The sequence below is a fragment of the Thermoanaerobacter siderophilus SR4 genome (assembly GCF_000262445.1).
In the GTDB taxonomy this organism is placed as follows: Bacteria; Bacillota; Thermoanaerobacteria; order Thermoanaerobacterales; family Thermoanaerobacteraceae; genus Thermoanaerobacter; species Thermoanaerobacter ethanolicus.
In genome coordinates this window covers 293,018-317,912 of the sequence record NZ_CM001486.1, presented here as the reverse complement: position 1 = coordinate 317,912, position 24,895 = coordinate 293,018, and the positions used below count along the sequence as shown (strand labels likewise).

Below are 24,895 nucleotides of genomic sequence, written 5' to 3'. Positions count from 1 at the left end.
TAAAATGAGGATTTTACATACTTCAGACTGGCATTTGGGAAAAAGCCTTGAAAATTTTTCAAGGATTGAAGAGCAGGAGAAATTTTTAGAGGATTTTGTGCAGATGGTTGAGGAAAATAATGTAGATCTGGTCATAATTGCCGGGGATATATACGATTCTTCAAACCCTCCTGCAAGGGCGGAAATGCTTTTTTACACAACTTTAAAAAAACTTTCCAACGGGGAAAGAGTGATTTTGGTCATAGCAGGAAATCATGATAATCCAGAGAGGCTTTCAGCTGCAAGCCCCCTTGCATATGAACATGGAGTGATACTTTTAGGTACTCCTAAAAGTATTGCTCCTAAAGGAGATTTTGGAAAGTTTAAAATTTTAGATTCGGGAGAAGGTTTTTTAGAAATTGAGATAAAAGGTGAAAAAGCTGTAATTATAGCTCTTCCTTATCCCAGTGAAAAAAGGCTAAATGAAATTTTTACATCAGAATTGGAGGAAGAGAAAAGGCAGAAAAGTTACTCTGAAAGAGTTGGTGAAATTTTTAATGACCTTTCGAAAAAATACAGAAATGACACTATAAACATTGCGGTATCTCATATTTTTGTTGCAGGAGGAGAGGAGTCAGGTTCAGAAAGGCCTATTCAGTTAGGAGGAAGTTTTACAGTAGAAATAAGGCACCTGCCACAAAAGGCGCAGTACATAGCTCTCGGACACCTTCACAAACCTCAGAGAATTTCTTCTACTCTTCCTGCTTATTATTCTGGTTCCCCTCTTCAGTACAGCAAAAGTGAGATGAACCATTCTAAATGTGCTTATTTAGTAGATTTAAAGGTAGGAGAACCTGCACTTGTGAAGGAAATATATTTTAAAAATTACAAGCCTATTGAAGTGTTTAGGTGCAATGGTATAGAGGAAGCTTTAGAGATTTGCAATGAATACAGGGATAAAGATATATGGGCATATTTCGAGATTAAAACTGAGTCTCCACTGCCTTCTTCAAAGATAAAAGAAATGAAGAGCATATTACCGGATATAGTTGAAATAAAGCCAATTTTGCCAGAGGATGAGATGGAAATTGAAGACTATGAGATAGATGATAAAAGTGTAAAGGAACTTTTTGAAGAATTTTATTTAAAGGAAAACAAAGTTCCTCCAACAGAGGAGGTTTTAGAACTTTTTATGAGTATAGTAAAGGAAGAGGATGAGGAAGATGAGACCTCTGAAGCTTAAAATTGCTGGGCTTAATAGTTTTGTAGAAGAACAAATTATTGATTTTGAAGTCCTAACAGAAAAAGGACTTTTTGGCATATTTGGTCCCACAGGAAGTGGAAAATCCACTATTATAGATGCAATTACTCTTTCAATGTACGGGAAAATTCCCAGAAATAGCAAGGATTTTATAAATACTCAATCTACATCTATGTCTTTGACATACCAGTTTGAAATAGGTGTTGATGGGGCAAGAAAAAGGTATATAGTTGAGAGAAATGTAAAAAGGGACGCAAAAAGCGGCGGTTATAAAACTACATTAGCAAGACTGCGGGAAATAGGGGAAAGTGGAGAAAGAGTTTTGGCAGAAAAAGATAGGGAAGTTCAGCAAAAAATAGTGGATTTAATTGGACTTACAGCAGAGGATTTTACTCGTTCTGTAGTGCTTCCACAAGGGAAATTTAGTGAATTTTTAAAGCTAACAGGCAAAGAAAGAAGGGACATGTTAGAGAGGATTTTTGGCTTAGAAAAGTATGGAAGCAAATTACTTGTTAGAATAAGAGATGTAAAGAGAGAAAAAAGTAATTTATTGAATGAGGTAAATGCGAAGTTAAGTCAGCACGAAGGTGTTACTAAAGAAGCATTGGAAGATTTAAAGAAAAAGTTTGAGATTTTAAAAGAAGAAGAGAAAACTTTAAAAGAACAAAAGGATAAATTAGATAAAGAAAGGGAAAAACTTAAAGGGATATGGGAAAAACAGCAGGAGTTAAATCAATTTTTGCATAAGAAGGAAGTCTTAGACCAGCAATTAAAAGAAATAGAAGATAAAAAGGAAAAGTTAAAAAAAGCGGAAAAGGCATTATCAGTAAAACCGTATATAGACTCTTTAGTGGAGACAGAGAAAAAACTCATTTTAAATCAAAAGGATGTGGAAAAGTATTCTAAAGAGTTGGAGGAGGCTGAAAAATTACTTGAGAAGGTAGAAAAAGAATATGAGGCTTCATTAAAAGAAAAGGAAGAAAAAATTCCTCTCATAATTGAAAAGGAAGAAAGGCTTAAAAAGGGCTTTTAAACTGAGAGATGAGATAAAAAAGATTAATAGTGAAAGGGAGAAACTTGTAAAGGAGTATAAAGATTTAAAAAAGCAGATAGATGGGATAGAAAGAGAAATAAAAGCCCTGTCCGATTCTATAGATATAGCAAAAAGACAGTTGGGTGAGAAGGAAAAAAGAATTAATGAAATTAAAGTTGATTCGAATAAAAGGGAAAAAATTTTTGCTGCTTTTGAGATTCAGAAAGAGTTTGAAAGGGCAGACAAAGAGAAAAAAGAAAAGGAGAAAAGAATTTTAGAATTAAAAGAGCTAATAGGTAAGCAGCAGAAAGATATTGAAAAAATAGATAATTTATTGAAACGAAAAGAAAAAGAAATACAAGAGGTTGACAATAATATAAAAAAACTTGAAATGCAAAAGCCTCCCACAAATGAAGACCTTTTGGACCTGCAAAAAAGTTTAGAAAGAAAAAGAGTAGAAATTTTAGAATTGAAAGAAAAAGAAAAGTTAAAAAATGAGGCGGAAAATAATTTAAAAGAAATTTTAAAAATAAAAGAAGAAATAAATAATGAGATAAAAGAGATTGAAGAGAAATTAAAAAATAAAAATAATAGTTTGGAAGAAGTAAAAAAAGATATAGAGGAACTTGTAAAAAACAACATGGCAGGTGAACTGGCAGAGGGATTAAAAGAAGGTGTTCCCTGTCCTGTCTGTGGTTCGATTCATCATGTAAGATTGGCACAAAAGGTAGAGGAAGACTTAATAAAAGAAAAGCAGGAAATAAAGGCAAACTTAGAAAAGGATATAATGGACTATCAAAGTAAGCTTTTTAAATTAAAAGGTGAATTATCAGGAATAGAAGTCAAAGAAGAGATGTATAAAAAAGAATATGATAAACTGTGGGATATATTAAAAGACATTAACCTTTTAAAGTTAGAAGAAGAATTAAATAAGATGGAGTCTGATTTTATACAGTGGAAAAAAAATTAGAAAAATGGAATAAGAGTAAGGAAGAATTAGAGACCTTAATTAAAAATTAAAGGAGGAAAAAGCAAGTTTAGATTTAGAACATACAAGATTAAAAGAAGGTATAAATAAAGATATTAGCCTTTTGAAAGAGTTTGAGTCTTCTCTTGAGGCTATTAGTATAACTTACAGTGAATTAGAAGGTCAGTTAAGAATATCAAGGGAAGAATTGGGGATTTCAGATTTTAAAGAAAAAGTGGAGGAAATAAATCAAAAAGAGAGGGAAATAGAAGGGCTGAGGAATGAAATAGAGAATTTTAAAAATACGATTGAAGAATTGACAAATAAAAAGGAAACCCTTTCAAACAATCTCAATGCTCTTTCAATAAGGAAAGGACAGATAGAGGAAATAGGTAAGGAAAAAAGTAAAAACCTTCGGGAGAGGCAGCAGGAGTTTGATTCTTTATCAGAAGGTAGAGACATAGAAGAATATTTAAAAGAGATTCAGTATAATAAAGAAAAAATTACAAAAATGGAGAGTGCTTTAAAAGAAACTTTAGAAAAGGCAAGAAAGGATAAACAAAATATAGAGAGTAAAAAGATATCTGCCTGTAAGAGTCGGGACCTTTTAAATAATATGTTTAGGGAACAAAGTGAAAAATTAGAAAATGCTCTATTAGAAAAGGGATTTAAGGATAAAAAAGAGGCTTTGGAGTATTTATTAGACAGTGAAAATATTAAAAAAATTGAGGAAGAAATTAAGAATTTTGAAAATGAATATGTATCTGTAAACAAAAGTATAGACAGACTGATGGAGATACTGCAAGGGCAGAAAATTAATGAAGAAGAATGGAATCAATTAGAAGAAAGCATTAAAGGGTTGGAACAGGTCTTAAACGAAAAAAGGAAGGAAATAGGCGCTACAGAAAAGGCTATTTCAGATATGCAAGAGAATTTGCAAAAAGTAGAAGAATTTACAAAGCAGAAAAAGGAATTAGAGCGTGTAGTGGATATATTAAATGAATTGGACAATCTTTTTCAGGGAAATAAATTTGTAGATTTTATTGCCGCAAGACAGCTTAAATATATAACCTTTTTTGCATCAAAAAGGCTTAAGGAAATAAGTAGGGGAAGGTATGCCCTTGAGATTGATTCAGACAACAATTTTGTAATGAGAGATGACTTCAATGGCGGAGTAAGAAGGTCTGTAGATACTTTATCTGGCGGTGAAACTTTTTTGACATCCCTTTCTTTGGCTTTGGCTCTTTCTTCTCATATACAATTAAAGGGAAGAGCACCTTTAGAATTCTTTTTCTTAGATGAAGGTTTTGGAAGTCTTGACGCGGAACTTTTGGATATAGTGATGACCTCTTTAGAAAGGCTTAAAAAAGACAAAATGGTAGTGGGTATAATAAGCCATGTAGAAGAATTAAAAAACAGAGTACCTGTAAAACTAATTGTTACACCACCTGCCGTCTCTGGCGAAGGGAGTAAGGTGAGAATAGAATATACATAGAGAGAAGGGGATACCTTCTCTCTAAAACTGTCTTACAATTTTCTCAATTGCATCGAGAGTTTTTTCAATGTCTTTTTTACTTATGTAATAATGAGTTACAAATCTTACTGCAAAATCATTTCCGCCATTTATTAAAATTCCCTGCTCTTTTAATTTTAGAGCAAATTCTTTGCCAGTCATTCCTGTTTTTGATATGTCGGTCATTACTATATTTGTTTGTACCGTTTCCAGGTCGAGGTTTATTCCCGGTATATTTTTTAATCCTTCTGCTAAAAATCTTGCATTGTCATGGTCTTCCTGTAGCCTTTTTGTCATTTTTTCAAGTGCTACAATGCCAGCAGCTGCAATAAAACCTGCTTGTCTCATTCCACCACCTAACATTTTGCGGTATTTTCTTGCTTTTTCAATGAAATCTTTTGTGCCGACGACTACCGACCCAATAGGGGCGCATAAGCCTTTGGAGAGGCAAAACATTACACTATCTGCATATTTGGCTATTTCTCTTACATCTACTTTAAGATAAGTAGCGGCATTGAATATTCTCGCACCATCTAAATGAACAGGTATATTGTGTTTTTGAGCTATTTCGTATATTTCCTTCATAATTTCAATTGGAGTTACAGTGCCACCAGCTCTGTTATGAGTATTTTCAAGGCAGATAAGACTTGTGACGGGGTAATGTATGTCCTTTGGCCTTATGGCCTTTTCTACATCGGCAGGATTTAAGACACCTTTGTTGCTTTTCAAAGCTTTTGTCTGTACGCCTGCAAGGTATCCCACTCCTCCAACTTCATAAGTTATGATATGGCAGTTTTCTTCTACAATAATTTCTTCTCCTGGATGAGTGTGAGTCATTATTGAGACTTGGTTACCTTGTGTACCGCTTGTTACTAGCATTGCTGCTTCTTTTCCCAACATTTCTGCTGCCATTTCTTCAAGTTTTCTCACTGTAGGGTCTTCGCCGTAGACGTCATCACCTACTTCAGCCTTGTACATGGCTTCCCTCATTTCTTCAGTGGGCACTGTTACAGTGTCACTTCTTAAATCAATATATTGCATTTGTAATCCCCTCTCGCCAATATGATTCATAAAAATTTCTTTTGTTCTCATTATACCATATAATACCTGAAATTTTTAATAATTTATTCTCATTTATAGTATGGTATCAAAATATTTTAAACAAAGAAATTTAGTATAGAAATAAAACGTTTAACATGATAAAATATATGTGTGTGGTAGACATTAAGTTAAAAGGTAGGAGAGTTGATATGAAATACAATTTTGATGAAATAGTAGATAGGAGAAATACAGATTCAATTAAATGGGGAAATTTAAAAGAGACTTTTGGTGAGGAAGACATTTTGCCAATGTGGGTTGCGGATATGGATTTTAAAGCCCCTACTGAAGTTATAGAAGCATTTAAGGAAAGAGTCCAACATGGAGTATTTGGATATACATGGATACAAGATTCTTTTTACGATGCGATTATAAATTGGGTCAAAAGAAGGTTTAATTGGGATATAAAAAAAGAATGGATTTTATTTATTCCTGGAGTGATTCCAGGGCTTAGTATTGGAGTTAGAGAATTGACAAATGAAGGAGAAAAAGTTTTAATACAGCCGCCAGTATATCCACCATTTTATGAAGTTATCAACAATAATAACAGAGTTATAAATAAAAATCCTTTAAAACATAATGGGAAAAAGTTTGTTATGGATTATGAAGATTTGGAAAAGAAAATAGATGAAGAAACAAAATTAATGATACTTTGCAATCCTCATAATCCTGTCGGAAGGGTGTGGACAAAAGAAGAACTTGAAATATTAGGATATATATGTGTCAAAAATGATTTAACAATTATATGCGATGAGATACACAGTGATTTTATTCTAAAAGGTTATAAACATACACCTCTTGCGACAATTTCCAAAGAATTAGAACAAAGGACTATAACTCTTATGGCCCCCAGCAAAACTTTTAATATTCCGGGACTTGCTACAGCATTTGCCATCATTCCAAATCCAGATTTAAGAAATAAATATCAAAAGGCTATTAAAGCCTTGAGAATAGATAATATAACTATTTTTGGAGCTTTGGGATTAGAGACGGCATACAATAAAGGGGAAGAATGGTTGGAAGAGTTGCTAAGATATATTGAATATAATATAGATTTTGCTATAGATTATATCCATAAGAATATACCTGAGGTGGAAGTAGATAGACCAGAAGGCACGTACTTACTTTGGCTTAATTTTAAAAAATTAAATAAAACTTCTGATGAGATATACAAAGCTTTAATAGAAGTAGGTAAAGTAGCATTAAATGATGGAAGGCAATACGGAGAAGAAGGAGATGGATTTTTTAGGCTTAATGCAGGTTGTCCAAGAGCCATATTAGAAGAAGGTTTAAAAAGAATAGAAAAAGCAGTAAAAAGCTTATAAATTTAAGCGGGTCTATTAAAAGACCCGCTTTGTCGAAAAGAAGGGATATTTTATGAGTGACCTTATTTCAAAGGCTTGTGTACAAACCACCAGTCAAAAGCTTCAATTTCTTTTGATTTAATCTTTTCTTTTCTTTCATTTGCAGAAGCTTCATCAGTGGATGGTGGGACTATTACATGGTCTTTAATTAAGTAGTTATTTGGCCATTTTTCAGGGAGTGCCACGCCGTATTGGTCTGCTGTTTGCAATGCTTTTAATGCTCTTAATATTTCATCTACATTTCTTCCAACTTCTTGTGGATAATACATTATAAGTCTTATTGTTCCTTTGTCGTCTACTATAAATACTGCTCTTACAGTATTGGTGCCTTTGCCTGGATGAATCATTCCTAATTGGTTAGAGACTTTTCCTAAGTCATCAGCTATGACTGGGAAAGGAATAGCTATGTTTGTGTTGTCCTTTATCCACTCTACCCATTTTATGTGGGAGAAAACTTGGTCAACTGATAGACCTATTAATTCAGTGTTTAATTCTTTAAAGTCATTAGCTTTCCTTGCAAATTCTACAAATTCTGTTGTGCAAACTGGTGTAAAGTCTGCTGGGTGGCTAAAAAGCACAAACCATTTTCCCGCGTAATCCTCAGGCAGTCTCTTTACTCCGTGAGTGGTCACTACCTCCATAGATGGGAATTTTTCTCCTAACAATTTCATTCTAATTTCCTCCATTTTTAAACCTCCTTATTTTTCTCATTACATTTTTTGCATATGCCATAAACATTTATGTCAACATTTCTAATTATAAAGCCTTTTAATTCTTCTACATTTATAATTTCCTCTGATACGGGAAAATCGTATACGTTGCCACATATTTCACATTTAAGGTGTCCGTGAAAGTAAGTGTTTATATCATATCGCAATTCTTTTTCTTTCAAAGATAAAGCATTTACAACTCCTTTTTCCATAAACAATTCCAATGTGTTGTAAACACTGGTTTTTGAAAAGGTTGGTATTTCGCCTATCAAGTATTGATAAATGTCATCAGCTGTTGGGTGTATTCTATTGTTTAAAAGGTATTCTAATACTTTTATCCTTATGGTAGAAGGCTTTATATCATGTCTCTTTAAATAATCTTTTAATTGCTCTATTGTATAAGTCATTTTCATTACTTCTTTCTCACGATTATTTTGCTGCGTAGTAGCATCTTTTGGGAGACATTATCAAGTCCTCTTTTTTTAGCTCTTTTATAGCTTTGTCTACTTCTTTTTTGTCTAAATTAGCTTTTTGAGCAATATCTCCTGGTCTTAAAGGTTCAGAGGATTCTTTTAAAGTTTTTAGTACCAACTCTTTTACTTCCATTTATCCCACCTCGTTTGTATTAAATTTAATTTTGTATTAATTTCAATTTTATTATAATATTAATTTTTAGTTTTGTCAACAGTTTTTTGTTTTATTTTTTCCTTCATGAGGAGAAATTATTTAAAAATGAATTAGTAATCTTCAAAAAAACATTGACAATTTTAAAGGAAAAGTATATTATAATAGTAGAATGCATTCGGTTGCATAAAAGTTTTAGCATTTCTCCCCGATTTGATTAATTTTCATAATTAATCAAATTCTTTTTTTAATCTGACGATGCATTCGATTGCATTTACTAAAAAGAATAGGAGAGGTCTTACAAATGTCCGAAATAAGATATGACCTTATAACTGGTAAAAGGGTGATTATAGCTACAGAGCGAGGTAAAAGACCTTATGATTTTAACATAACTCATGAGGAAAAGAAAAATAATAATACTTGCCCTTTTTGCCCCGGGAATGAAGAGATGACTCCTCCTACTTTAGTTGAAATTAAGGATAAAAAAGGGAACTGGTTAGTGAGAGGATTTGAAAATAAATTTGCAGCCGTGAATAGGGATTTAAAGAGTTTTGAGGTACCATCCCTTTATAAAGCGGAATATGGCTATGGTGTAGCGGAAGTGATAGTAGAGTCACCAGAACACGATGTAACTTTTGGAAGTTTATCTTTAGGGCAAATGCAAAAAGTTTTTATGGCAATAATTGAGCGTTATAAAAAAATTGCTCAAGACGATAAAATAAAATACATTCAGGTGTTCAAAAATTTTGGAGCAAGAGGAGGAGCTTCCTTAGAACACGGGCATTGGCAGATTATAGCTACTTCTTTTATTCCAGATGTAGTAGAAAAAGAGGTAACAGGTATACAAGAATATATTAAGAAGAAGGGCAAATGTCCTTATTGTGAAATTGTCAAATGTGAAAAAGAAGAAGGTAAAAGGATAATAGGTGAAAATGAGAATTTCATTGTTATCGCTCCTTATGCATCTCAATATCCTTATGAGTCATGGATAATACCCAAAGAGCATCAAGAGCGATTTGAAGAGTTAAAAGAAGAAAATATTGCAAATTTGACCGAAATTTTGAAGTCTCTTATAGAAAAGTACGAGAGAGAATTTAACTTTCCGCCATATAATATTGTGGTTCATACAGTACCAATTTCTGATATAAGAAGTTACCATTGGCATATTGAAATCGCTCCAAGGCTTACTGTAGCAGCTGGTTTTGAGTTGGGGACAGGAGTTTATATAAATCCTGTGCCACCAGAATTGGCAGCATCAGTTTTAAGAATAGAATGAAATTCTATTGAAAGAAGTGGTCAAATGTATATTGGTAAAACCTTCAACTTTGAAGATATACCTACAAAACTGAAAGATATAGTTAAAAATATAGATAAAGACAATTTTAAAAAGTTTAGGTGGTTTCAGGAGAAGGCTTATAATATTTTAGATATATTTTTATTTGATTATGCAATATTGTCTAAAAAGGAAGCTGAGATTATAATTGCAGCTATTATAGCTTTTGTGGTGAAAGCTCCAACGAGTAAGAAAGAGATTACTTTGCTTTATTATGTGCCTTTAATTATAACTCCTTATTTTAGGAATAATGATTTAATAGATATTATTGAGAGTCCAAATTTAAAAGCTTTTATATACGATGGAATTGACGATATAAATTATGTTAAGTTTTTAAATAAAGCGTTAAGTGAAGAAACAGTTATAAAATTTGAGTCTGGTGCCCAATTAATTCCTTATAATCTTAAAAAAGACGATATATACAGTTCACGAAGGCTGAGCAATAAGTCCAGTAATAGTTTAACATTTTTACAAAAAGATGAAATAATAAAGACTTATAGAAAATTTGTAAAAGGAGTTAATCCTGACCTTGAAATGACTTTTGAACTTAAAAATGCAGGTTTTGGAAATGTTCAAGATATAAGAGGTTATTTTTTATATGAAGACAGTAGCGGAGATAGGTATACTGTTGCTATAATAGTGGAACACATTAAAAACATGGGAGACATGTGGCAATATACGCAAGAGTATCTGTCTTCTGTAATTTCTACTTTATCCGATTATGAGGAAATTGAAGAAAGTTACGTAGAAGGATACTTGAGCAATTACTTTGAAGAGGTAAGAGAGATAGCAAGGATAATTGCCGATATGCATATTAAATTGTCTTATATTGATAAAGAAGATTTTGCTAAAAGAAATGTTGAAATATCAGATGTTGAAGAAGTGTTGAAGAGCATAAAAAATAATTTCGCTAAACTTTTAAATTTTATAAAATTGTCTACTTTTGATGAACAAATAGCTTCAATGATAGAAGAGATTGTAAAGCAACAAGAGTTTTTAATGAGCAAATTAGAAGAATTTAAAGATACTGCTGTTTTTGGCAAATATATAAGATGTCATGGAGACCTACACTTAGAGCAAATTTTAAAGACTGAAGAGGGATATGTGATAATAGATTTTGAAGGGGAACCGACAAAACCTATTGAGGTGAGGAGAAAAAAATATCTCCCTTAAAAGATGTGGCAGGCATGGTACGTTCTTTTAGTTATGCTGCTTATGCTGCTTATTTTAATTATCTTAATGCAAAAGGTAAGTTGCAGGATGAAAAAATAGAAAAAGTGCTGTCAGTGTGGGAAGAAGCTGTCACGGAGACTTTTGTAGAAAACTATTTGGAATTGGTGACAAGGGAAGCACCAGACATTATACCAGAAGGTGAAAATTTCGATAAGGCTTTAGCTATTTTTAAATTAGATAAAGCTCTTTTTGAAGGAATTTATGAGGTAAATAATAGACCTTCTTGGTTTAAAATACCTTTAAAAGGTATTTTAGGGTGTATTGAGGATTTGAAATTAGAAAAACACGGATCGGAGGTAAACTATGGATAAGTTAAAAGTTACAATGTTTACAAATGAATACCCTCCTAATATTTACGGTGGAGCTGGTGTTCATGTAGATTATCTTGTTAGGGAACTGTCTAAACTGATGGAAGTAGACGTGAGATGCTTTGGTGACCAAGATTATACGGCTGATAATCTAAAAGTCCGTGGATATAAACAATGGGATAAGTTAAAGGAAAATTCAGATCCAAGATATCAGAAAGTTTTGGGGCCTTTTTCCATTGATTTGGCAATGGTGAAGGATGAGATAGACTCAGATATTTTACACTGCCATACCTGGTATACTTTCATGGCGGGCTTTTTAGCTAAAAAATTGTATGATAAACCCCTTGTAGTTACAGTTCACAGCCTTGAGCCTTTAAGGCCATGGAAAGAGGAACAGTTAGGTAATGGATATAAATTAAGTTCTTGGATGGAAAGAACAGGGATTGAAGCCGCCGATAGGGTTATAGCAGTATCACAAGGTTCGAAAGAAGATATATTGAAGTATTACAATATTCCAGAAGAAAAAGTTGAAGTTATATATAACGGCATAGATTTGAACCAATACCAGAAAACAGATAGAAATATTGCTCGCCAAAAATATGGAATTGAGGGTAAATACATTCTCTTTGTAGGAAGAATATCAAGGCAAAAGGGCATTACTCATTTAATAGATGCAGTAAAGTATCTACCTAAGGATATAAAGGTTGTACTATGTGCTAGTTCTCCGGATACACAAGAGGTTTTAGAAGAAGTAGAGCAAAAAGTTAAACTTTACGACAATATTATTTGGATAAATAAAATGGTGGAAAAAGAAGAAATTATAGAGTTATACAGCAATGCGGAAGTTTTTGCATGCCCTTCTGTTTATGAGCCTTTTGGCATAATAAACTTAGAAGCAATGGCTTGTAAAACTCCTGTTGTGGCAAGTGCTACAGGAGGAATTAAAGAGGTTGTAGTTCATGAAGAGACAGGATTCCTTGTAGAACCAGGCAATCCTGAAGAATTAGCAAAATATATAAACATACTTTTAAATAACAAAGATTTAGCTATAAAATTTGGAGAAAATGGGAGAAAACGTATTGAAGAGATGTTTAGTTGGGAAAGCATTGCTAAAAAGACTTATGAGATGTACAAGGATGTAATAGAGAAATATAAAAAATAAATGCGCTAAGGCAGGGGTGACAATTGCCCTGCTTTGTTTATTTGTGCTATAATAAATTTAAAAATAATGGATGGTGTGGCGATGGAAGGACAATCTTTTCTTTATAATGCAATAATAAATTATGGATATATAGCGCTTTTTATAGGGCTTATGATTGAAGGAACGGGAATGCCAGGCCCTGTAGAAATATTATTTTTTGCGGCAGCGTATTTAGTCACAAAAGGGGATATGAACCTTTTTTATGTTATAGTCATCGCTGCTTTAGGAAATGTGACAGGAAATGTGATAGCTTATTTGGTAGGCTATTATAAAGGTAGGCCTGTTGTTGAAAAATACGGTAAATATTTAAAAATAACAGTAAAAGACCTTGAAGCTATGGATAAATGGTTTGCTAAATATGGAGGATTTACGGTTTTATTAGGTAGGCTTGTAGGTCTTCCAAGGACGCCGGCTATTTGGGCTTCAGGTATAACCCGTATGAATTTTACTGTGTATGTGATATTTTCTGCTATTGCTGATTTTATATGGTCTACTTTTTGGGCAGTAGTGTCTTATCTTGCTGCTATGCAATTGATTAAAATAGACTTTTTTGCGAAAAGTCAACCGCCTTGGGTATATTTTGCTTCTACAATAGGCTTTATGATATTTTTATATATAGTTTGGAGGGTACTTCTTTGGATGAAAGAAAAGTATCTAACGTAATTTTTGAGAAGATAACAAATGTTTCTGACCTTTTAGATATAGAGGATATATGGCATGAATTAGAGAATGTGGCGGAAATTTATCCTTTTAATACTTTTGAATGGGTGTTAAACTGGTGGAAACATTTTGGATATGGTAAAAAAATGTTGGTATTACTGGTTTATGAAGAAAATATGCCCATTGGAATTGCGCCTTTTATGATAACATATTTTGAAAAAGGACTTTTGGTTAAAAGGATAAAATTTATAGGTTCTAACAATAGTGATTATCTTGATTTTATCGTGAGAAAAGGACATGAAAATGAATTTTATACAAGCTTAGTAAATTTTTTGGAAAGATATATAGATGCTTTTACTGTTTTAGATTTGGAACATATTCCTGAAAAGAGTGAGTTTTTCCCCTATATAATGGGTAGTAACCTTTATTACGATTATGATGTGCAAGATGTATGTCCTTATGTGGAATTACCTCAAAGCTGGGAAGAATATTTAAATAGTTTAGATGGAAAATTTAGACGAAATCTCAATTATGAAATCAGAAGATTTTTTAAGGAATATGACGGAAGTTTTTCAATGGTGAAGGATATAGAATCGATAGATAGAGCAATGGATAATTTAATAGTTCTTCATCAAAGGCGATGGAGACAAAGGCACATGCCTGGAGCTTTTTATTCTAAGAGGATAAGGGAGTTCCACAAGGATGTGGCAAAAGACATGTTATCAAAAGGAGAATTGAGTCTTTTTGAATTAAAAGACGGGGGAAAAACAGTTGCTAGTCTTTTAAGTTATCATGTAGGGGGTAAAAGGTATTATTATATAAGCGGTTATGACTTGGATTATAGCAAAAGAAGTGTTGGCACTATAACTTTAGGTCTTGCTATAAAGCAGTCTATTGAAGAAGGAGATAGAATATTTGACTTTTTAAGAGGAGATGAAGAGTACAAAAAAAACTGGACTTCTTCAAAAAAGCGAAATATGCGATTTGTGGCGGCAAGGCCCACAATGGCAGGTAAATTTTTCTGCTACTACATAATTGCGGAAAACAAAATTATCAAAAAAATTAAAGACAGGTTTAGTGAATAGAACCTGTCTTTCCTATATTAAGAAGGTAAGAGGGTTTAGGGAGTCACAGGCTTAGCGTAAAAGAATTTAATAGGGTCACTGTATTTAGGCACTACTATTTTATCAGAAGTTTGTATATCTACTTTGATACCATAAAATCTTAAAGTATCTACTATTCCGCCTTTTAAATTAAGGGCTGCTTGTAATGTGTCAGGGTCTCCTATTGCTTTTATTACGTAAGGAGGAGCGTACCTTGTAGAGTTTATGTTTATTGTGGGGCCTACACATCGTATCTCAGACATTGCAATTATTCTTTGGTCATTTATAGCTATTGCTTCAGCACCACCCGCTTTCAATTCATTTACAATATTTAATAAATCTTCATCGTGGACTAAGTACAAATTAGGGTCTTCGCCGTCTCGAGGCTGTAAGTCGCTGTCATTTACCGTTACTATAACTCCTGGGCCTACCATATCTGTAAGTCCTGCTAAAATTTTATATTTTTCAACATCCTGCTGTAGATTTTTTAAAGCGGCATCATCTTTTGATGCAGCATCTTCGTACTCTTTAAATCTTTTAGTGAGTTCTTCTAATTGCTGTTCTAAATTTGCCTTTTCTTCTTGAACTTTTTTGAGCTGCTGAGTAAGTTCTTCTAATCTTGCATAATTTGTAGCTGAAATAGAGGTAGGAGGTCTATTGCCGCCTTGTACAGTTTTAAATTGCATAGAAATCATGAGACCCATTGCAATAAATACAAGCATCAAGGATAAAGTTTGTAATGTCTTTCCTTTCAATTTCTCCACATCCTTTCTCTATATAAAAAGACGCATTCATCTTGCTTTTGGTTTCAGCTTATATACATTTCTATAAATAATTGTAACACTCTATAAATACTATAACACGGAAAATATTAAAATTTATTAAGAAATTATTAAGTTTTTATTACAAAAAGGTTACAAAAAACTCTGATACTTTTCATATCAGAGTTTCAGGAGAGTCTTCTTTTATTGCGTTTTCTATGGAGTTTTTAAGGGATAATATTTCCTCTAATTCTTTATTGTATTTATCTATTTTAAACATGGTACTTTTGTATATGCGTATATCTTCTTCGTTTTTTTGTATACATTTTTTAAGAGAGTTTTTTACGGTTTCAAAAAGCGCATCATAAGTGATGTAATTATGTATTTCAAGGTCGGAGATTGGAACTGCGATTAATTCCTCACTTTCTATTTTATAGTGATAAAAAATGTTGTCAGGTTTTAAAACTATTTTTTCATCTATGCTTTTATCGTAGATTATTATACCTTCTCCTATTTCAAAGGTTTTTCCGCTATAACTTCTAAGTTTTATATTTTCGACTCCTATGTATTTTTTTATTGCCAAAAGTATACTTTTTATTTCTGATATAGACTTTTCAAGCACTTCTTGCATTTTTTTACTTGCCATTTCTTTATCTTTTTCGCTTTTTATGAGTTCTTCCATCAAAGACTTTATTTCTTGTATATCTCCCATGAAATATCACCTCTTTCTTAATATTCCACAGAGAACTTATTTTAAACGTTGAATACATTAAATTATTAGAGGGAAAAATAGACTTGACTATTTTTTAAAGTTTGGTAGACTTTTATTAACGGAAAATTAATGTTGAAAAGGAGAAGATATTATGAGCAAAATATCTGTAATAGGATCTGGATTTGTCGGTGCTACTACTGCATACACACTGGCTTTGAGTGGTATTGCCAAAACTATTGTATTAATAGATATTAATAAAGACAAAGCGGAAGGTGATGCTCTTGATATAAGCCACGGTGTACCGTTTATTAGTCCAGTTGAAGTGTACGCGGGAGATTATGGTGATGCTGCAGGTTCTGACATAATAATTATTACAGCGGGAGCAGCACAAAAACCGGGGGAAACCAGACTTGACTTAGTGAAGAAAAACACAATGATTTTTAAAGACATAGTGGCAAAACTTATTAAAGTAAATGACACAGCAATATACCTTATAGTTACAAATCCTGTAGATATTCTTACATACGTTACCTATAAAATATCTGGTTTGCCATACGGAAGAGTGCTGGGGTCTGGCACAGTTCTTGACAGTGCGAGATTCAGATATCTTTTAAGCAAACATTGTAACATAGATCCGAGGAATATACACGGATATATAATTGGGGAGCATGGCGATTCTGAGCTTGCAGCTTGGAGCATTACAAACATAGCAGGCATACCAATTGATAATTATTGCAATTTATGTGGAAGAGTATGTGAAAAAGATTTTAGAGAGGAGATTTTTAATAATGTTGTAAGAGCCGCTTATACGATAATAGAAAAAAAGGGTGCGACATATTATGCGGTTGCTCTCGCAGTAAGAAGAATTGTGGAAGCTATTTTCAGAGATGAAAATTCCATTTTGACTGTGTCATCTCCGCTAACCGGCCAATATGGTGTTACAGATGTGGCTTTGAGCCTTCCCTCCGTTGTTGGACGAAATGGAATCGTGAATATACTTGAATTACCACTTTCACAGGAAGAAATTGCTGCTTTTAGAAGGTCAGCCGAAATTATAAAAAGTGTAATACAAGAGCTTGATATATAAGAGGGGAAACCCTCTTTTTTGCATATAAAAAGTCACAGTGTGAAAATATAATAATTAAAACAATGATTTTTTAGGATGTGATGGCTGTGCAAAAGATAACACAACAAGAGATTATACTAAGTTCTTTTGTTGAAGCTCAAAATTTGGAAAAAATATTATTGGACAAAGTGAGAGAATATGGGAAAGAAGTGATGGACAATCAAACAAAAGCATTGCTAAAACAAATTGAAATAATGGTCAAAAACCACAAAGAGGATATAAAGAAAGCAGAAAAAACTATGCATATTGGCTCGCTTTCCAAAAAGAACATGTCTCAAGAGCCTTTAGACATGCTTCAAGATTTACTAAAAAATTTAGTCAATATTCAGGCTTTTTACAACGAAAGTGTCGTAAATATAACTAATCCATATGTAAGGCAATTGTTTACTCAAATGAGGGATGATGTTATGAGATTTATTTCTATTCTTCAAATGGAGATTGAAAGTCTGGAATCGAAACCTTCTATTCCAAATAACACAGTTTTAAATACACCGGAGATGAGTTAACATGAAAGTGGCTATTATTGGCGCTGGTGTTTCAGGGCTGGCTGCGGCGATTACTTTTCAAAGATATGGTATTACACCAGATATTTTCGAAAAAAAGTGCAAAATAGGTGAATTATTTAACCATGTTGCGGGGTTATTAAAAGTGATAAATAGGCCTATAAAGGATCCGCTTCATCATCTTAAAAATGTTTATGGAATAGAGGTTAAGCCAATTAACACAATTGACAAAATAGTTATGAAGGGGCCAACTGTAACGGCTTCTGTTACTGGGAGTAATCTTGGGTATATGATTTTAAGAGGGCAGGACGCAAACTCTCTTGAAAATCAATTGTATAATAAGTTAGAAATACCAGTTAATTTCAATATAGAAGCTGATTATAAAAAGTTAAAAAATAATTACGATTATGTCATTATTGCTACGGGAAGTTCGCAAATTCCAAAAGAATTGGGGTGTTGGCAAGAGCTGGTGACGACCTGGGTGAGAGTTGCAAATGTATTAGGAAATTTTGATACAAAAACTCTTATAATGTTGATAAATACTTTATACACTAAGAGCGGCTATGTGTATTTGATTCCTTACAATGAAAAAAGAGCTGTTTTAGCTATGGTTATACCTTACATTTCAAAAGAAGAGCTGCAGTATTATTGGGATACCTTTCTAAAAGTAGAGAAAATGAATGTAGATATTGTCAATATGGTGGATTTGCAGCATACTTCGGGTAATTGTTTTCCACATCAATATGAAAACTTGCTTTTTGTTGGGAATGCAGGAGGGGCGATAGAGCCTTTTTTAGGATTTGGAACTTTTAACTCTATTATGAGTGGGGCAATAGCTGCTAAAAGCATAGCAGAGGGAATTGACTTTGAAAAAGAAATTAGTTTTTTGTCAAATGCTAATATAAAAATGTTGGAGTTTAGAAAAGCTTTAGACCTTATGGACAATGATAAATTGGACAAGTTTATAAAAATTCTTACTTTTCCTCCTGTGAAAAAACTTGTTTACAATACTAATTTCAATGCGATAAAATACGGTTCACTTTTTATGGAATATACAGTAAACAAGCTACACAATAAGCCTTATGAACATAGAAAGAGGGTATAAAAATGAAAGTGGCAATAATCGGCGCAGGAGTATCAGGCTTATGCTGCGCTTACATTCTTGAAAAATTAGGTGTACAGTGTGATATTTATGAAAGGAAGCATACAATTGGAAGCCTCTATTCTTTTGGAGAATTGCTGTTGCAAATTGTTCATAGGCCTCACAAAGATCCTCTTAAGTTTATGGAGAGTCAGTTTAGAATTTCTATTATACCTTTGACCAAAGTGAAAAAAATAATTATCAAATCTCCAAAAAACATAACAGTTATTAAGGGAGAAAATCTTGGATATATTGTGCAAAGAGGTCAAGAGCAAGAAAGTGTAGAAAACCAATTGGCAAAAAAAATAAATGCAAAGATAAATTTTAATATTAATGCGGATTACAAGGAATTAGCCAAATCTTATGATTATGTGGTAGTTGCTACAGGAAATAGTATGATAGCAAAACAACTTACAGAAGTTGAAAATATAGTTTCTTCAAGGATCAAAGGAGGAATTGCTTTAGGAGATTTTGAGCCTCATACTGTGTACTTATGGCTTAACACAATGTACGCGAGGTCAGGGTTTGGATATCTTGTACCTCTTAGTCAAAATAAAGCGTCAATAATTCTTGTGGCTACTTATACGCAAAAAGAAGAGATTGAAAATATGTGGCACACCTTTTTGCATCAAGAAAAACTAAATTATGAGATGATAGAAACTTTTGAGACGGAATTAGACATAAGTATAACAGATAGACACCAAATAGACAATATATATCTAATAGGAAATGCAGGAGGTTTTTTAGATCCTTTTTTAGGATTTGGACTTTTAAACGCTGTAGAAAGTGCGGTTTATTCAGCTGAATCAATTAAACATGGCGAAGATTATGAGAAAAAAGTAAAGAAAATAACAGATAAAGTTGATAAACTTGTAGATTTTAGGAAGATGATGGATAGTATAAAAAATGAAGACTATGATAGAATAGTAAAAGTGATTGGAAATCCTATAGTTAAAAGAGTGATGTACAAAACTAATTTAGATGTGATAAAATATTTACATTTTCTTGTGAAAATAACAAACAGGACCCAGTGATTAAACTGGGCCTTAAATATTCCACAATTGAAGTCCTGTTGTTTCATCGTAAACTCTTTCCAAATTATTGTCACCGTAATCTGTTATTACGAATTCTGCAGCAAATATTATTGTCCCTTCCATTAAATGACCGCCAAAAGCGTTTCCGTTTTTATCTGCTAATGTTATGTGGACATGAGCAAAGGGCTTGCCATCTTTTACTGAAATATTTCCTGTGGCATTTAGTATTTCCATGTGCTCGTCTTTTGATATGTATATGTAGTTTTTGCTTTGTGCATCATAGTAGCCAAATACTGCTTTTGATACAGCACCTATTATGCGTACTTCACCAGAACGTATATTTTCACTGGTGATGACTTTATTAATTTCTTCTAAAAGGTCTTTTCCGTATGGAAATTTTCCCATAAACCTTCTTTCAATTAATACACTTTTATACCCCATAAAACCACATCCTTCTAATTTTTATTTTTTACACTATAATTATATCACAAAAAACTTGTTTCAGCATGGCATTTGCATAGTACAAAATTTTGACCCATGACCGGTTGTTACAAAAAGTTGTAATATGAACTTAAGAATAGTATAATTAATTATTAAGAAGGAAAGATTGGTAAGGTAAGTTAAGGCATAGAAATTAAAACTTGTAAGGAGAAAGATGTATGAGACCTTATGAAAAAGAAATACAAAGCATAAAAAATCAGATAATTCAAAAATATAAGCCAGAGGATATATACCTTTTTGGTTCATGTGCGAGAGGTATAATAACTAAAAGAAGTGACATAGATATATGTGTGATTATTGCTACGGATAATAAAAGAAAACTCATTCAGCAAATGCTCATAGAACTTGATTACACCGTTGACATAGATATAATAGTTTACACTCCGGAAGAATGGAAAAAGTACAAAAATGACCCTTCAACTTTCGCTTATTTAATTAAATCAAAAGGAGTGAGTTTGCTTGGTTGATTCTAAAAAAATTGAAGACTGGTTTAATATGGCTAAGAAAGATTTTAATGGTGCAAAAATTTTGTATGAACATGGTGGCGATTATTATCTTATATGCTTTCACTGTCAACAAGCTATAGAAAAATATTTAAAGGGTTATTTAATATCAAAAACGGGTGTAATTAATGAAGGACATAGTTTGGTAAAACTTTGTAAAGAAGCACAAAAATATAATGAGAATTTCAAAAATTTTCTTAAGGATTGTGCATTAGTAAACTCATATTACATTGAAACAAGATATCCTGCTGAAGAACCTCTTTATGTGGAGGAAGAAGAGGTTTTGGAATGCATGAGAATAACAGAAGAAATTATGAATTTTATAGATAAATTAGTACAAGAAAAGAACTAAAAAGGCGGTTTTCCCGCCTTTCAGACTGCAGACAGACTTTCGTAAAGGAGATATTTTGCATAAGGAACGACTTGTGACAAAGCGGAAACAAAACTTAGCAAGACCGAGGATGGAGGCAGGGCCGAAGCCACGGATGGCGGAGGCGGGCACTAAGACAAGGACGTCGAATGTGCCCGGTACCCTGCCGGAGCCTGAAGGTCGAGCTTTAGTTTTGTCGCTTTGGAACATCGGAGCGACGATGCAAAATATCTCCTTTAAAATTTTTAACTTTGTCAACAAACTAAAAAGGCGGTTTTCCCGCCTTTTTTATCATCTAAATAGAGCCACAAAGACAAGGGTTATTGTGCTTATGAGCTTTATGAGAACGTGCAGTGAAGGACCGGCTGTATCTTTAAATGGATCACCTACAGTGTCTCCTACAACTCCAGCTTTATGAGCTTCAGACTTTTTACCACCGTAATTGCCAAGTTCTATAAATTTCTTTGCGTTATCCCACGCACCGCCGCCGTTGTTTAAGAATAAAGCCAGTATTACACCTGAAACAGTACCTATCATTAAGAAAGCTGCTGCGGCTTCCTTACCGAGGATTACACCTACTAATATTGGTGTTACTACTACGATAAGTCCCGGAATCACCATTTCTTTTAAAGCGCCTTTAGTTACAATATCTACTGTTTTAGCATAGTCCGGCTTTGCAGTACCTTCCATTATGCCGGGAATTTCTCTAAATTGCCTTCTTACCTCCAGAATTACATATTGTGCCGCTTTACCAACAGCTCTTATTGCAGTTGAACTAAAGAGATATACAATCATTGCTCCTATAAATGCTCCTATGAAAACTTCGGGCTTTCCTATATCTACAGCAAACCAAGAATCAATGGGTTTACCTAATATCTTTTTGACTTCATCCAGATATGCTGAGAAAAGCAGGAAAGTTGCAAGAGCGGCTGAACCTACTGCGTATCCTTTTGTCAAAGCTTTTGTAGTGTTTCCACAAGCGTCTAACCTGTCTGTCACATGTCTTACTGACTCTGGTGCTCCTGACATTTCAGTAATTCCACCAGCATTGTCAGTAATAGGTCCAAATGTATCCATTGCAAGTATATAGGCGGTTGTTGATAGCATGCCCATTGTTGCAATAGCTGTGCCGTAAAGTCCAGAAGTCCCTATATGAGGAAGTGCTAATTCACCAAGTTTATAAGCTATAAATATTGCTGCAGATATAAATATAACTGGAAGGGCAGTAGATTCCATACCCACAGAAATACCTGTAATTATGTTTGTAGCAGCTCCCGTTGTGGAAGCTTTGGCAATTTCCTGTACAGGACGTTTATTTACAGAAGTATAATAGTCTGTCAAGAATACAAAGATGTAACTTAGTACAACACCTGTTACTACTGCACCATACAGTAACCAATAATTAACTTCACTGCCATCAGGCAAATGTCCAGAAAGCATTATTTTTACTGCAAAGAAAAGAGCAATTAAATTTACAATTGTAGTGACAAAGTAACCTTTATTTAAAGCTATCATTGGGTCTTTTGATTCATCTTTTGCATTGACGAAAAAGATGCCTATGATAGAGGCAATTATACCTATTGCACGAGCTACTAATGGGAAAAGTATTCCTTTCCACCCGAATACAGGATAAAGACCTACTCCTAATATCATAGCGCCAATATTTTCAGCAGCGGTTGATTCAAAGAGGTCAGCTCCTCTTCCTGCACAGTCTCCTACATTATCTCCAACAAGGTCAGCTATAACTGCAGGATTTCTAGGGTCATCTTCTGGAATTCCAACTTCTACTTTACCCACAAGGTCAGCTCCTACATCGGCAGCTTTGGTATATATACCACCGCCTAGCTGGGCAAATAATGCTACGAAAGAAGCACCAAAACCAAAACCGACGATGAGAGAAGGAGCTTCTTTTATAAGCTCATCTTGTCCAGATAAACCACCATATGCCAAAAATAACGTAGCGACTCCAAAAAGAGACAATGCTGTTACTGCAAGACCTGTTACAGCTCCTCCTTTTAAAGCAATTTGGAGAGCCCTGTTAAGACCAGATTTTGCACCAGCAGCAGCCCTTACATTCGAATTTACCGCCATATACATTCCAATGTAACCCGACAGAGCTGAACAAAAAGCACCTGTAATAAAAGCGAGTCCTACATGCCATGCAAAACTTAACGCAGTACTTGTTCCTTCAGATAGATGTCCATAATAATTAGCTACAATAATTATTACAGCTACAATTAAGGCTAAAAACGCAATTGTTTTATATTGTCTGTTTAAAAAAGCCATAGCTCCTTCTTTTATAGCGTCTGAAATTTGCTGCATTTTTTCATCGCCTTTATCTTGTGCAAAGATAAATTTAATTAAACCAATTATAACGAGGGCTGCAATAATTATAACCCCGTAAATTAGAGCAAGATAGGAACCCAATTTATATCATCCCTTTCTTTATAATTTTGTCACTACTCATTAGTATTTCGACAAACTTTTAAAAATTCCTTCAATTATTTTTGAAATGTTTCTAATTTAAACGATATAAGTGAAATTAAGTGAAAGCACAAGAATCGCAAATAAATAGGACATACTATTGAAAAAATAGACATAATAATTTAAAATATAAGTATAAATAGTATAGCATTATTAATAAAATATAACATACTAATATAAAAAGGAGGAAAATTCTATGTCCAAAATAACTTTAACTGTGATTAAAGCAGATGTTGGTGGCTTTGTAGGGCATACAGACGTACATCCTGAACTTCTTGAAATCGCTAAGAAACATTTAAAAGAAAAAGGGAAAATGCTCATTGACTTTCATGTGACTAGAGTAGGAGATGACATTGAACTTATAATGACTCATAGAAAAGGAATAGATAACGAAGAAGTTCATAAACTTGCATGGGATGCACTTTGGTCTTGTGGTGAGAAAGCTAAAGAACTTAAATTGTACGGTGCAGGACAAGATTTGTTGAAAGATTCATTTTCAGGCAATATAAAGGGGTTAGGACCGGGAGTTGCAGAGATGGAAATTGAAGAAAGAAAAAGTGAGCCTGTCATAATTTTTATGGCTGATAAAACAGAGCCAGGAGCATGGAATTTACCACTTTACAAGATGTTTGCAGATCCTTTTAATACAGTAGGACTTGTAATTGACCCTAATATGCACCAAGGATTTAAATTTGAAGTTTATGATATGATTGGGCATAAAAAAATAATATTTGAAACTCCAGAAGATATTTATGATATGCTGGTCTTTATTGGAGCGACAGGACGATATTGCATACGAAGAGTGTATACAAAAAACAATGAAATTGCAGCAGTGTCTTCTACTCAAAGAATGAATTTTATGGCGGGGAAGTATATAGGAAAGGATGACCCTGTACTTATTGTGAGATGCCAAAATGGTCTTCCAGCAGTAGGCGAAGCGTTGGAACCTTTTGCTAATCCCTATCTTGTTGCTGGTTGGATGAGGGGGTCTCATAATGGACCTATGATACCTGTTTCATTGGAAGATGCTGTGCTTACCAGATTTGATGGGCCTCCAAGAGTATGCGCACTTGGTTTTCAATTAGCAGAGGGTAAGCTTATTGGCCCGCAGGACTTCTTTAAAGATGTTGCTTTTGACAATGCAAGGGAAAAAGCGTTAGAAATAGCCGATTACATAAGAAAGATGGGACCCTTTGAGCCTCACAGGTTGCCTTTAGAGGAATTGGAATACACTACCCTACCTCATGTTGCTGAAAAACTTCAAGGGAGATGGGAGGAATAATGAGGTGCAAATTGCGCCTCATTTTTACATTTTTTCAAGAAAGGATTTTTGAAAAGTTTATCGAATAAATATAATAAATATAAAAGATTGG

At 33.5% G+C, this 24,895-nt stretch carries 21 protein-coding genes and 2 pseudogenes; 15 read left to right on the top strand and 8 right to left on the bottom strand.

What is annotated here, in order from left to right; all coding sequences use genetic code 11:
- Positions 1-4 precede the first annotated feature (4 nt).
- Together THESIDRAFT1_RS01560 and THESIDRAFT1_RS14710 are read left to right on the top strand one after the other, a co-directional pair.
- Entirely contained in the window at positions 5-1,222 is a 1,218-nt protein-coding gene (locus THESIDRAFT1_RS01560; RefSeq protein WP_006569302.1) for an exonuclease SbcCD subunit D, read from the top strand.
- Positions 1,203-4,735 (top strand): annotated as a pseudogene (locus THESIDRAFT1_RS14710) (AAA family ATPase). The gene THESIDRAFT1_RS01560 and the pseudogene THESIDRAFT1_RS14710 overlap by 20 nt, the downstream one beginning before the upstream one ends.
- Before the next feature lie 21 nt (positions 4,736-4,756).
- On the opposite strand, the gene ltaE reads toward THESIDRAFT1_RS14710, so the two are convergent.
- Positions 4,757-5,794, bottom strand: coding sequence for a low-specificity L-threonine aldolase (gene ltaE, locus THESIDRAFT1_RS01550; protein WP_039929082.1), 1,038 nt, complete (start codon positions 5,792-5,794; stop codon positions 4,757-4,759).
- Positions 5,795-6,003: 209 nt separating this feature from the next.
- Between ltaE and THESIDRAFT1_RS01545 the strand changes: the two genes are divergently transcribed.
- Positions 6,004-7,176 carry a MalY/PatB family protein gene (locus THESIDRAFT1_RS01545; RefSeq protein WP_006569297.1) on the top strand — a complete coding sequence of 391 codons (1,173 nt, stop codon included), beginning with the start codon at positions 6,004-6,006 and terminating at the stop codon, positions 7,174-7,176.
- Positions 7,177-7,238: 62 nt separating this feature from the next.
- Here THESIDRAFT1_RS01545 and THESIDRAFT1_RS01540 read toward each other — a convergent pair whose 3' ends face one another.
- Genes THESIDRAFT1_RS01540 through THESIDRAFT1_RS01530 form a run of 3 tightly spaced genes read right to left on the bottom strand, consistent with a single transcriptional unit; the run spans position 7,239 to position 8,531 of the window.
- Positions 7,239-7,901, bottom strand: a complete 663-nt coding sequence (locus THESIDRAFT1_RS01540) for a peroxiredoxin (protein WP_003869087.1) — start codon at positions 7,899-7,901, stop codon at positions 7,239-7,241.
- 2 nt (positions 7,902-7,903) lie between these two features.
- A complete protein-coding gene (locus THESIDRAFT1_RS01535; protein ID WP_006569296.1) occupies positions 7,904-8,338 on the bottom strand; it encodes a Fur family transcriptional regulator in 435 nt (144 codons plus the stop codon).
- 16 nt (positions 8,339-8,354) lie between these two features.
- Positions 8,355-8,531 (bottom strand): MarR family transcriptional regulator, encoded by a 177-nt coding sequence (locus THESIDRAFT1_RS01530; protein ID WP_003867080.1) that lies wholly within the window; start codon positions 8,529-8,531, stop codon positions 8,355-8,357.
- Positions 8,532-8,853: 322 nt separating this feature from the next.
- On the opposite strand from THESIDRAFT1_RS01530, the gene galT reads away from it, so the two are divergent.
- The 5 genes and pseudogenes from galT to THESIDRAFT1_RS01505 all read left to right on the top strand — a co-directional run bounded on the left by galT (position 8,854) and on the right by THESIDRAFT1_RS01505 (position 14,369).
- Complete coding sequence (gene galT, locus THESIDRAFT1_RS01525; protein ID WP_006569295.1) at positions 8,854-9,825, top strand: galactose-1-phosphate uridylyltransferase; 972 nt, start codon at positions 8,854-8,856, stop codon at positions 9,823-9,825.
- A 24-nt stretch (positions 9,826-9,849) separates the two neighbouring features.
- Positions 9,850-11,426 (top strand): annotated as a pseudogene (locus THESIDRAFT1_RS01520) (hypothetical protein).
- Positions 11,419-12,585 carry a glycogen synthase gene (gene glgA, locus THESIDRAFT1_RS01515; RefSeq protein WP_006569293.1) on the top strand — a complete coding sequence of 389 codons (1,167 nt, stop codon included), beginning with the start codon at positions 11,419-11,421 and terminating at the stop codon, positions 12,583-12,585. The pseudogene THESIDRAFT1_RS01520 and the gene glgA overlap by 8 nt, the downstream one beginning before the upstream one ends.
- An 81-nt stretch (positions 12,586-12,666) precedes the next feature.
- The gene (locus THESIDRAFT1_RS01510) at positions 12,667-13,287 is read left to right on the top strand and encodes a DedA family protein (protein ID WP_003869092.1); all 621 of its coding nucleotides are present in this window, start codon (positions 12,667-12,669) and stop codon (positions 13,285-13,287) included.
- The gene (locus THESIDRAFT1_RS01505; protein ID WP_006569292.1) at positions 13,260-14,369 is read left to right on the top strand and encodes a GNAT family N-acetyltransferase; all 1,110 of its coding nucleotides are present in this window, start codon (positions 13,260-13,262) and stop codon (positions 14,367-14,369) included. The genes THESIDRAFT1_RS01510 and THESIDRAFT1_RS01505 overlap by 28 nt, the downstream gene beginning before the upstream one ends.
- A 35-nt stretch (positions 14,370-14,404) precedes the next feature.
- Here THESIDRAFT1_RS01505 and THESIDRAFT1_RS01500 read toward each other — a convergent pair whose 3' ends face one another.
- On the bottom strand, positions 14,405-15,151 hold the full coding sequence (locus tag THESIDRAFT1_RS01500) for a DUF881 domain-containing protein (protein ID WP_006569291.1): 747 nt from the start codon (positions 15,149-15,151) through the stop codon (positions 14,405-14,407).
- Between the two features lie 172 nt (positions 15,152-15,323).
- The gene (locus THESIDRAFT1_RS01495) at positions 15,324-15,860 is read right to left on the bottom strand and encodes a hypothetical protein (protein ID WP_004400263.1); all 537 of its coding nucleotides are present in this window, start codon (positions 15,858-15,860) and stop codon (positions 15,324-15,326) included.
- A 151-nt stretch (positions 15,861-16,011) separates the two neighbouring features.
- Here THESIDRAFT1_RS01495 and THESIDRAFT1_RS01490 point away from each other — a divergent pair, with 151 nt between their 5' ends.
- The 4 genes from THESIDRAFT1_RS01490 to THESIDRAFT1_RS01475 all read left to right on the top strand — a co-directional run bounded on the left by THESIDRAFT1_RS01490 (position 16,012) and on the right by THESIDRAFT1_RS01475 (position 19,664).
- Entirely contained in the window at positions 16,012-16,947 is a 936-nt protein-coding gene (locus THESIDRAFT1_RS01490) for an L-lactate dehydrogenase (protein ID WP_006569290.1), read from the top strand.
- A gap of 86 nt (positions 16,948-17,033) precedes the next feature.
- On the top strand, positions 17,034-17,492 hold the full coding sequence (locus tag THESIDRAFT1_RS01485) for a ferritin family protein (protein ID WP_019907263.1): 459 nt from the start codon (positions 17,034-17,036) through the stop codon (positions 17,490-17,492).
- Between the two features lies 1 nt (position 17,493).
- Positions 17,494-18,594, top strand: coding sequence for an NAD(P)/FAD-dependent oxidoreductase (locus THESIDRAFT1_RS01480; RefSeq protein ID WP_003870796.1), 1,101 nt, complete (start codon positions 17,494-17,496; stop codon positions 18,592-18,594).
- Positions 18,595-18,596: 2 nt separating this feature from the next.
- Positions 18,597-19,664, top strand: coding sequence for an NAD(P)/FAD-dependent oxidoreductase (locus THESIDRAFT1_RS01475; RefSeq protein WP_006569289.1), 1,068 nt, complete (start codon positions 18,597-18,599; stop codon positions 19,662-19,664).
- Positions 19,665-19,676: 12 nt separating this feature from the next.
- Here the strand turns inward: THESIDRAFT1_RS01475 and THESIDRAFT1_RS01470 are convergent, their stop codons facing one another.
- A complete protein-coding gene (locus THESIDRAFT1_RS01470) occupies positions 19,677-20,105 on the bottom strand; it encodes a PPC domain-containing DNA-binding protein (protein WP_003870798.1) in 429 nt (142 codons plus the stop codon).
- 218 nt (positions 20,106-20,323) lie between these two features.
- Here THESIDRAFT1_RS01470 and THESIDRAFT1_RS01465 point away from each other — a divergent pair, with 218 nt between their 5' ends.
- Both THESIDRAFT1_RS01465 and THESIDRAFT1_RS01460 read left to right on the top strand, forming a co-directional pair.
- The gene (locus tag THESIDRAFT1_RS01465) at positions 20,324-20,632 is read left to right on the top strand and encodes a nucleotidyltransferase domain-containing protein (RefSeq protein WP_006569288.1); all 309 of its coding nucleotides are present in this window, start codon (positions 20,324-20,326) and stop codon (positions 20,630-20,632) included.
- Positions 20,625-21,020 (top strand): HEPN domain-containing protein, encoded by a 396-nt coding sequence (locus tag THESIDRAFT1_RS01460; RefSeq protein ID WP_006569287.1) that lies wholly within the window; start codon positions 20,625-20,627, stop codon positions 21,018-21,020. The genes THESIDRAFT1_RS01465 and THESIDRAFT1_RS01460 overlap by 8 nt, the downstream gene beginning before the upstream one ends.
- A gap of 309 nt (positions 21,021-21,329) precedes the next feature.
- On the opposite strand, the gene THESIDRAFT1_RS01455 is transcribed toward THESIDRAFT1_RS01460, so the two are convergent.
- Positions 21,330-23,465 carry a sodium-translocating pyrophosphatase gene (locus THESIDRAFT1_RS01455; RefSeq protein WP_006569286.1) on the bottom strand — a complete coding sequence of 712 codons (2,136 nt, stop codon included), beginning with the start codon at positions 23,463-23,465 and terminating at the stop codon, positions 21,330-21,332.
- Between the two features lie 253 nt (positions 23,466-23,718).
- On the opposite strand from THESIDRAFT1_RS01455, the gene fbp reads away from it, so the two are divergent.
- Positions 23,719-24,804: a fructose-1,6-bisphosphate aldolase/phosphatase gene (gene fbp, locus THESIDRAFT1_RS01450; protein WP_006569285.1), complete on the top strand. Its 1,086-nt coding sequence runs from the start codon at positions 23,719-23,721 to the stop codon at positions 24,802-24,804.
- The last annotated feature ends 91 nt before the right edge of the window (positions 24,805-24,895 follow it).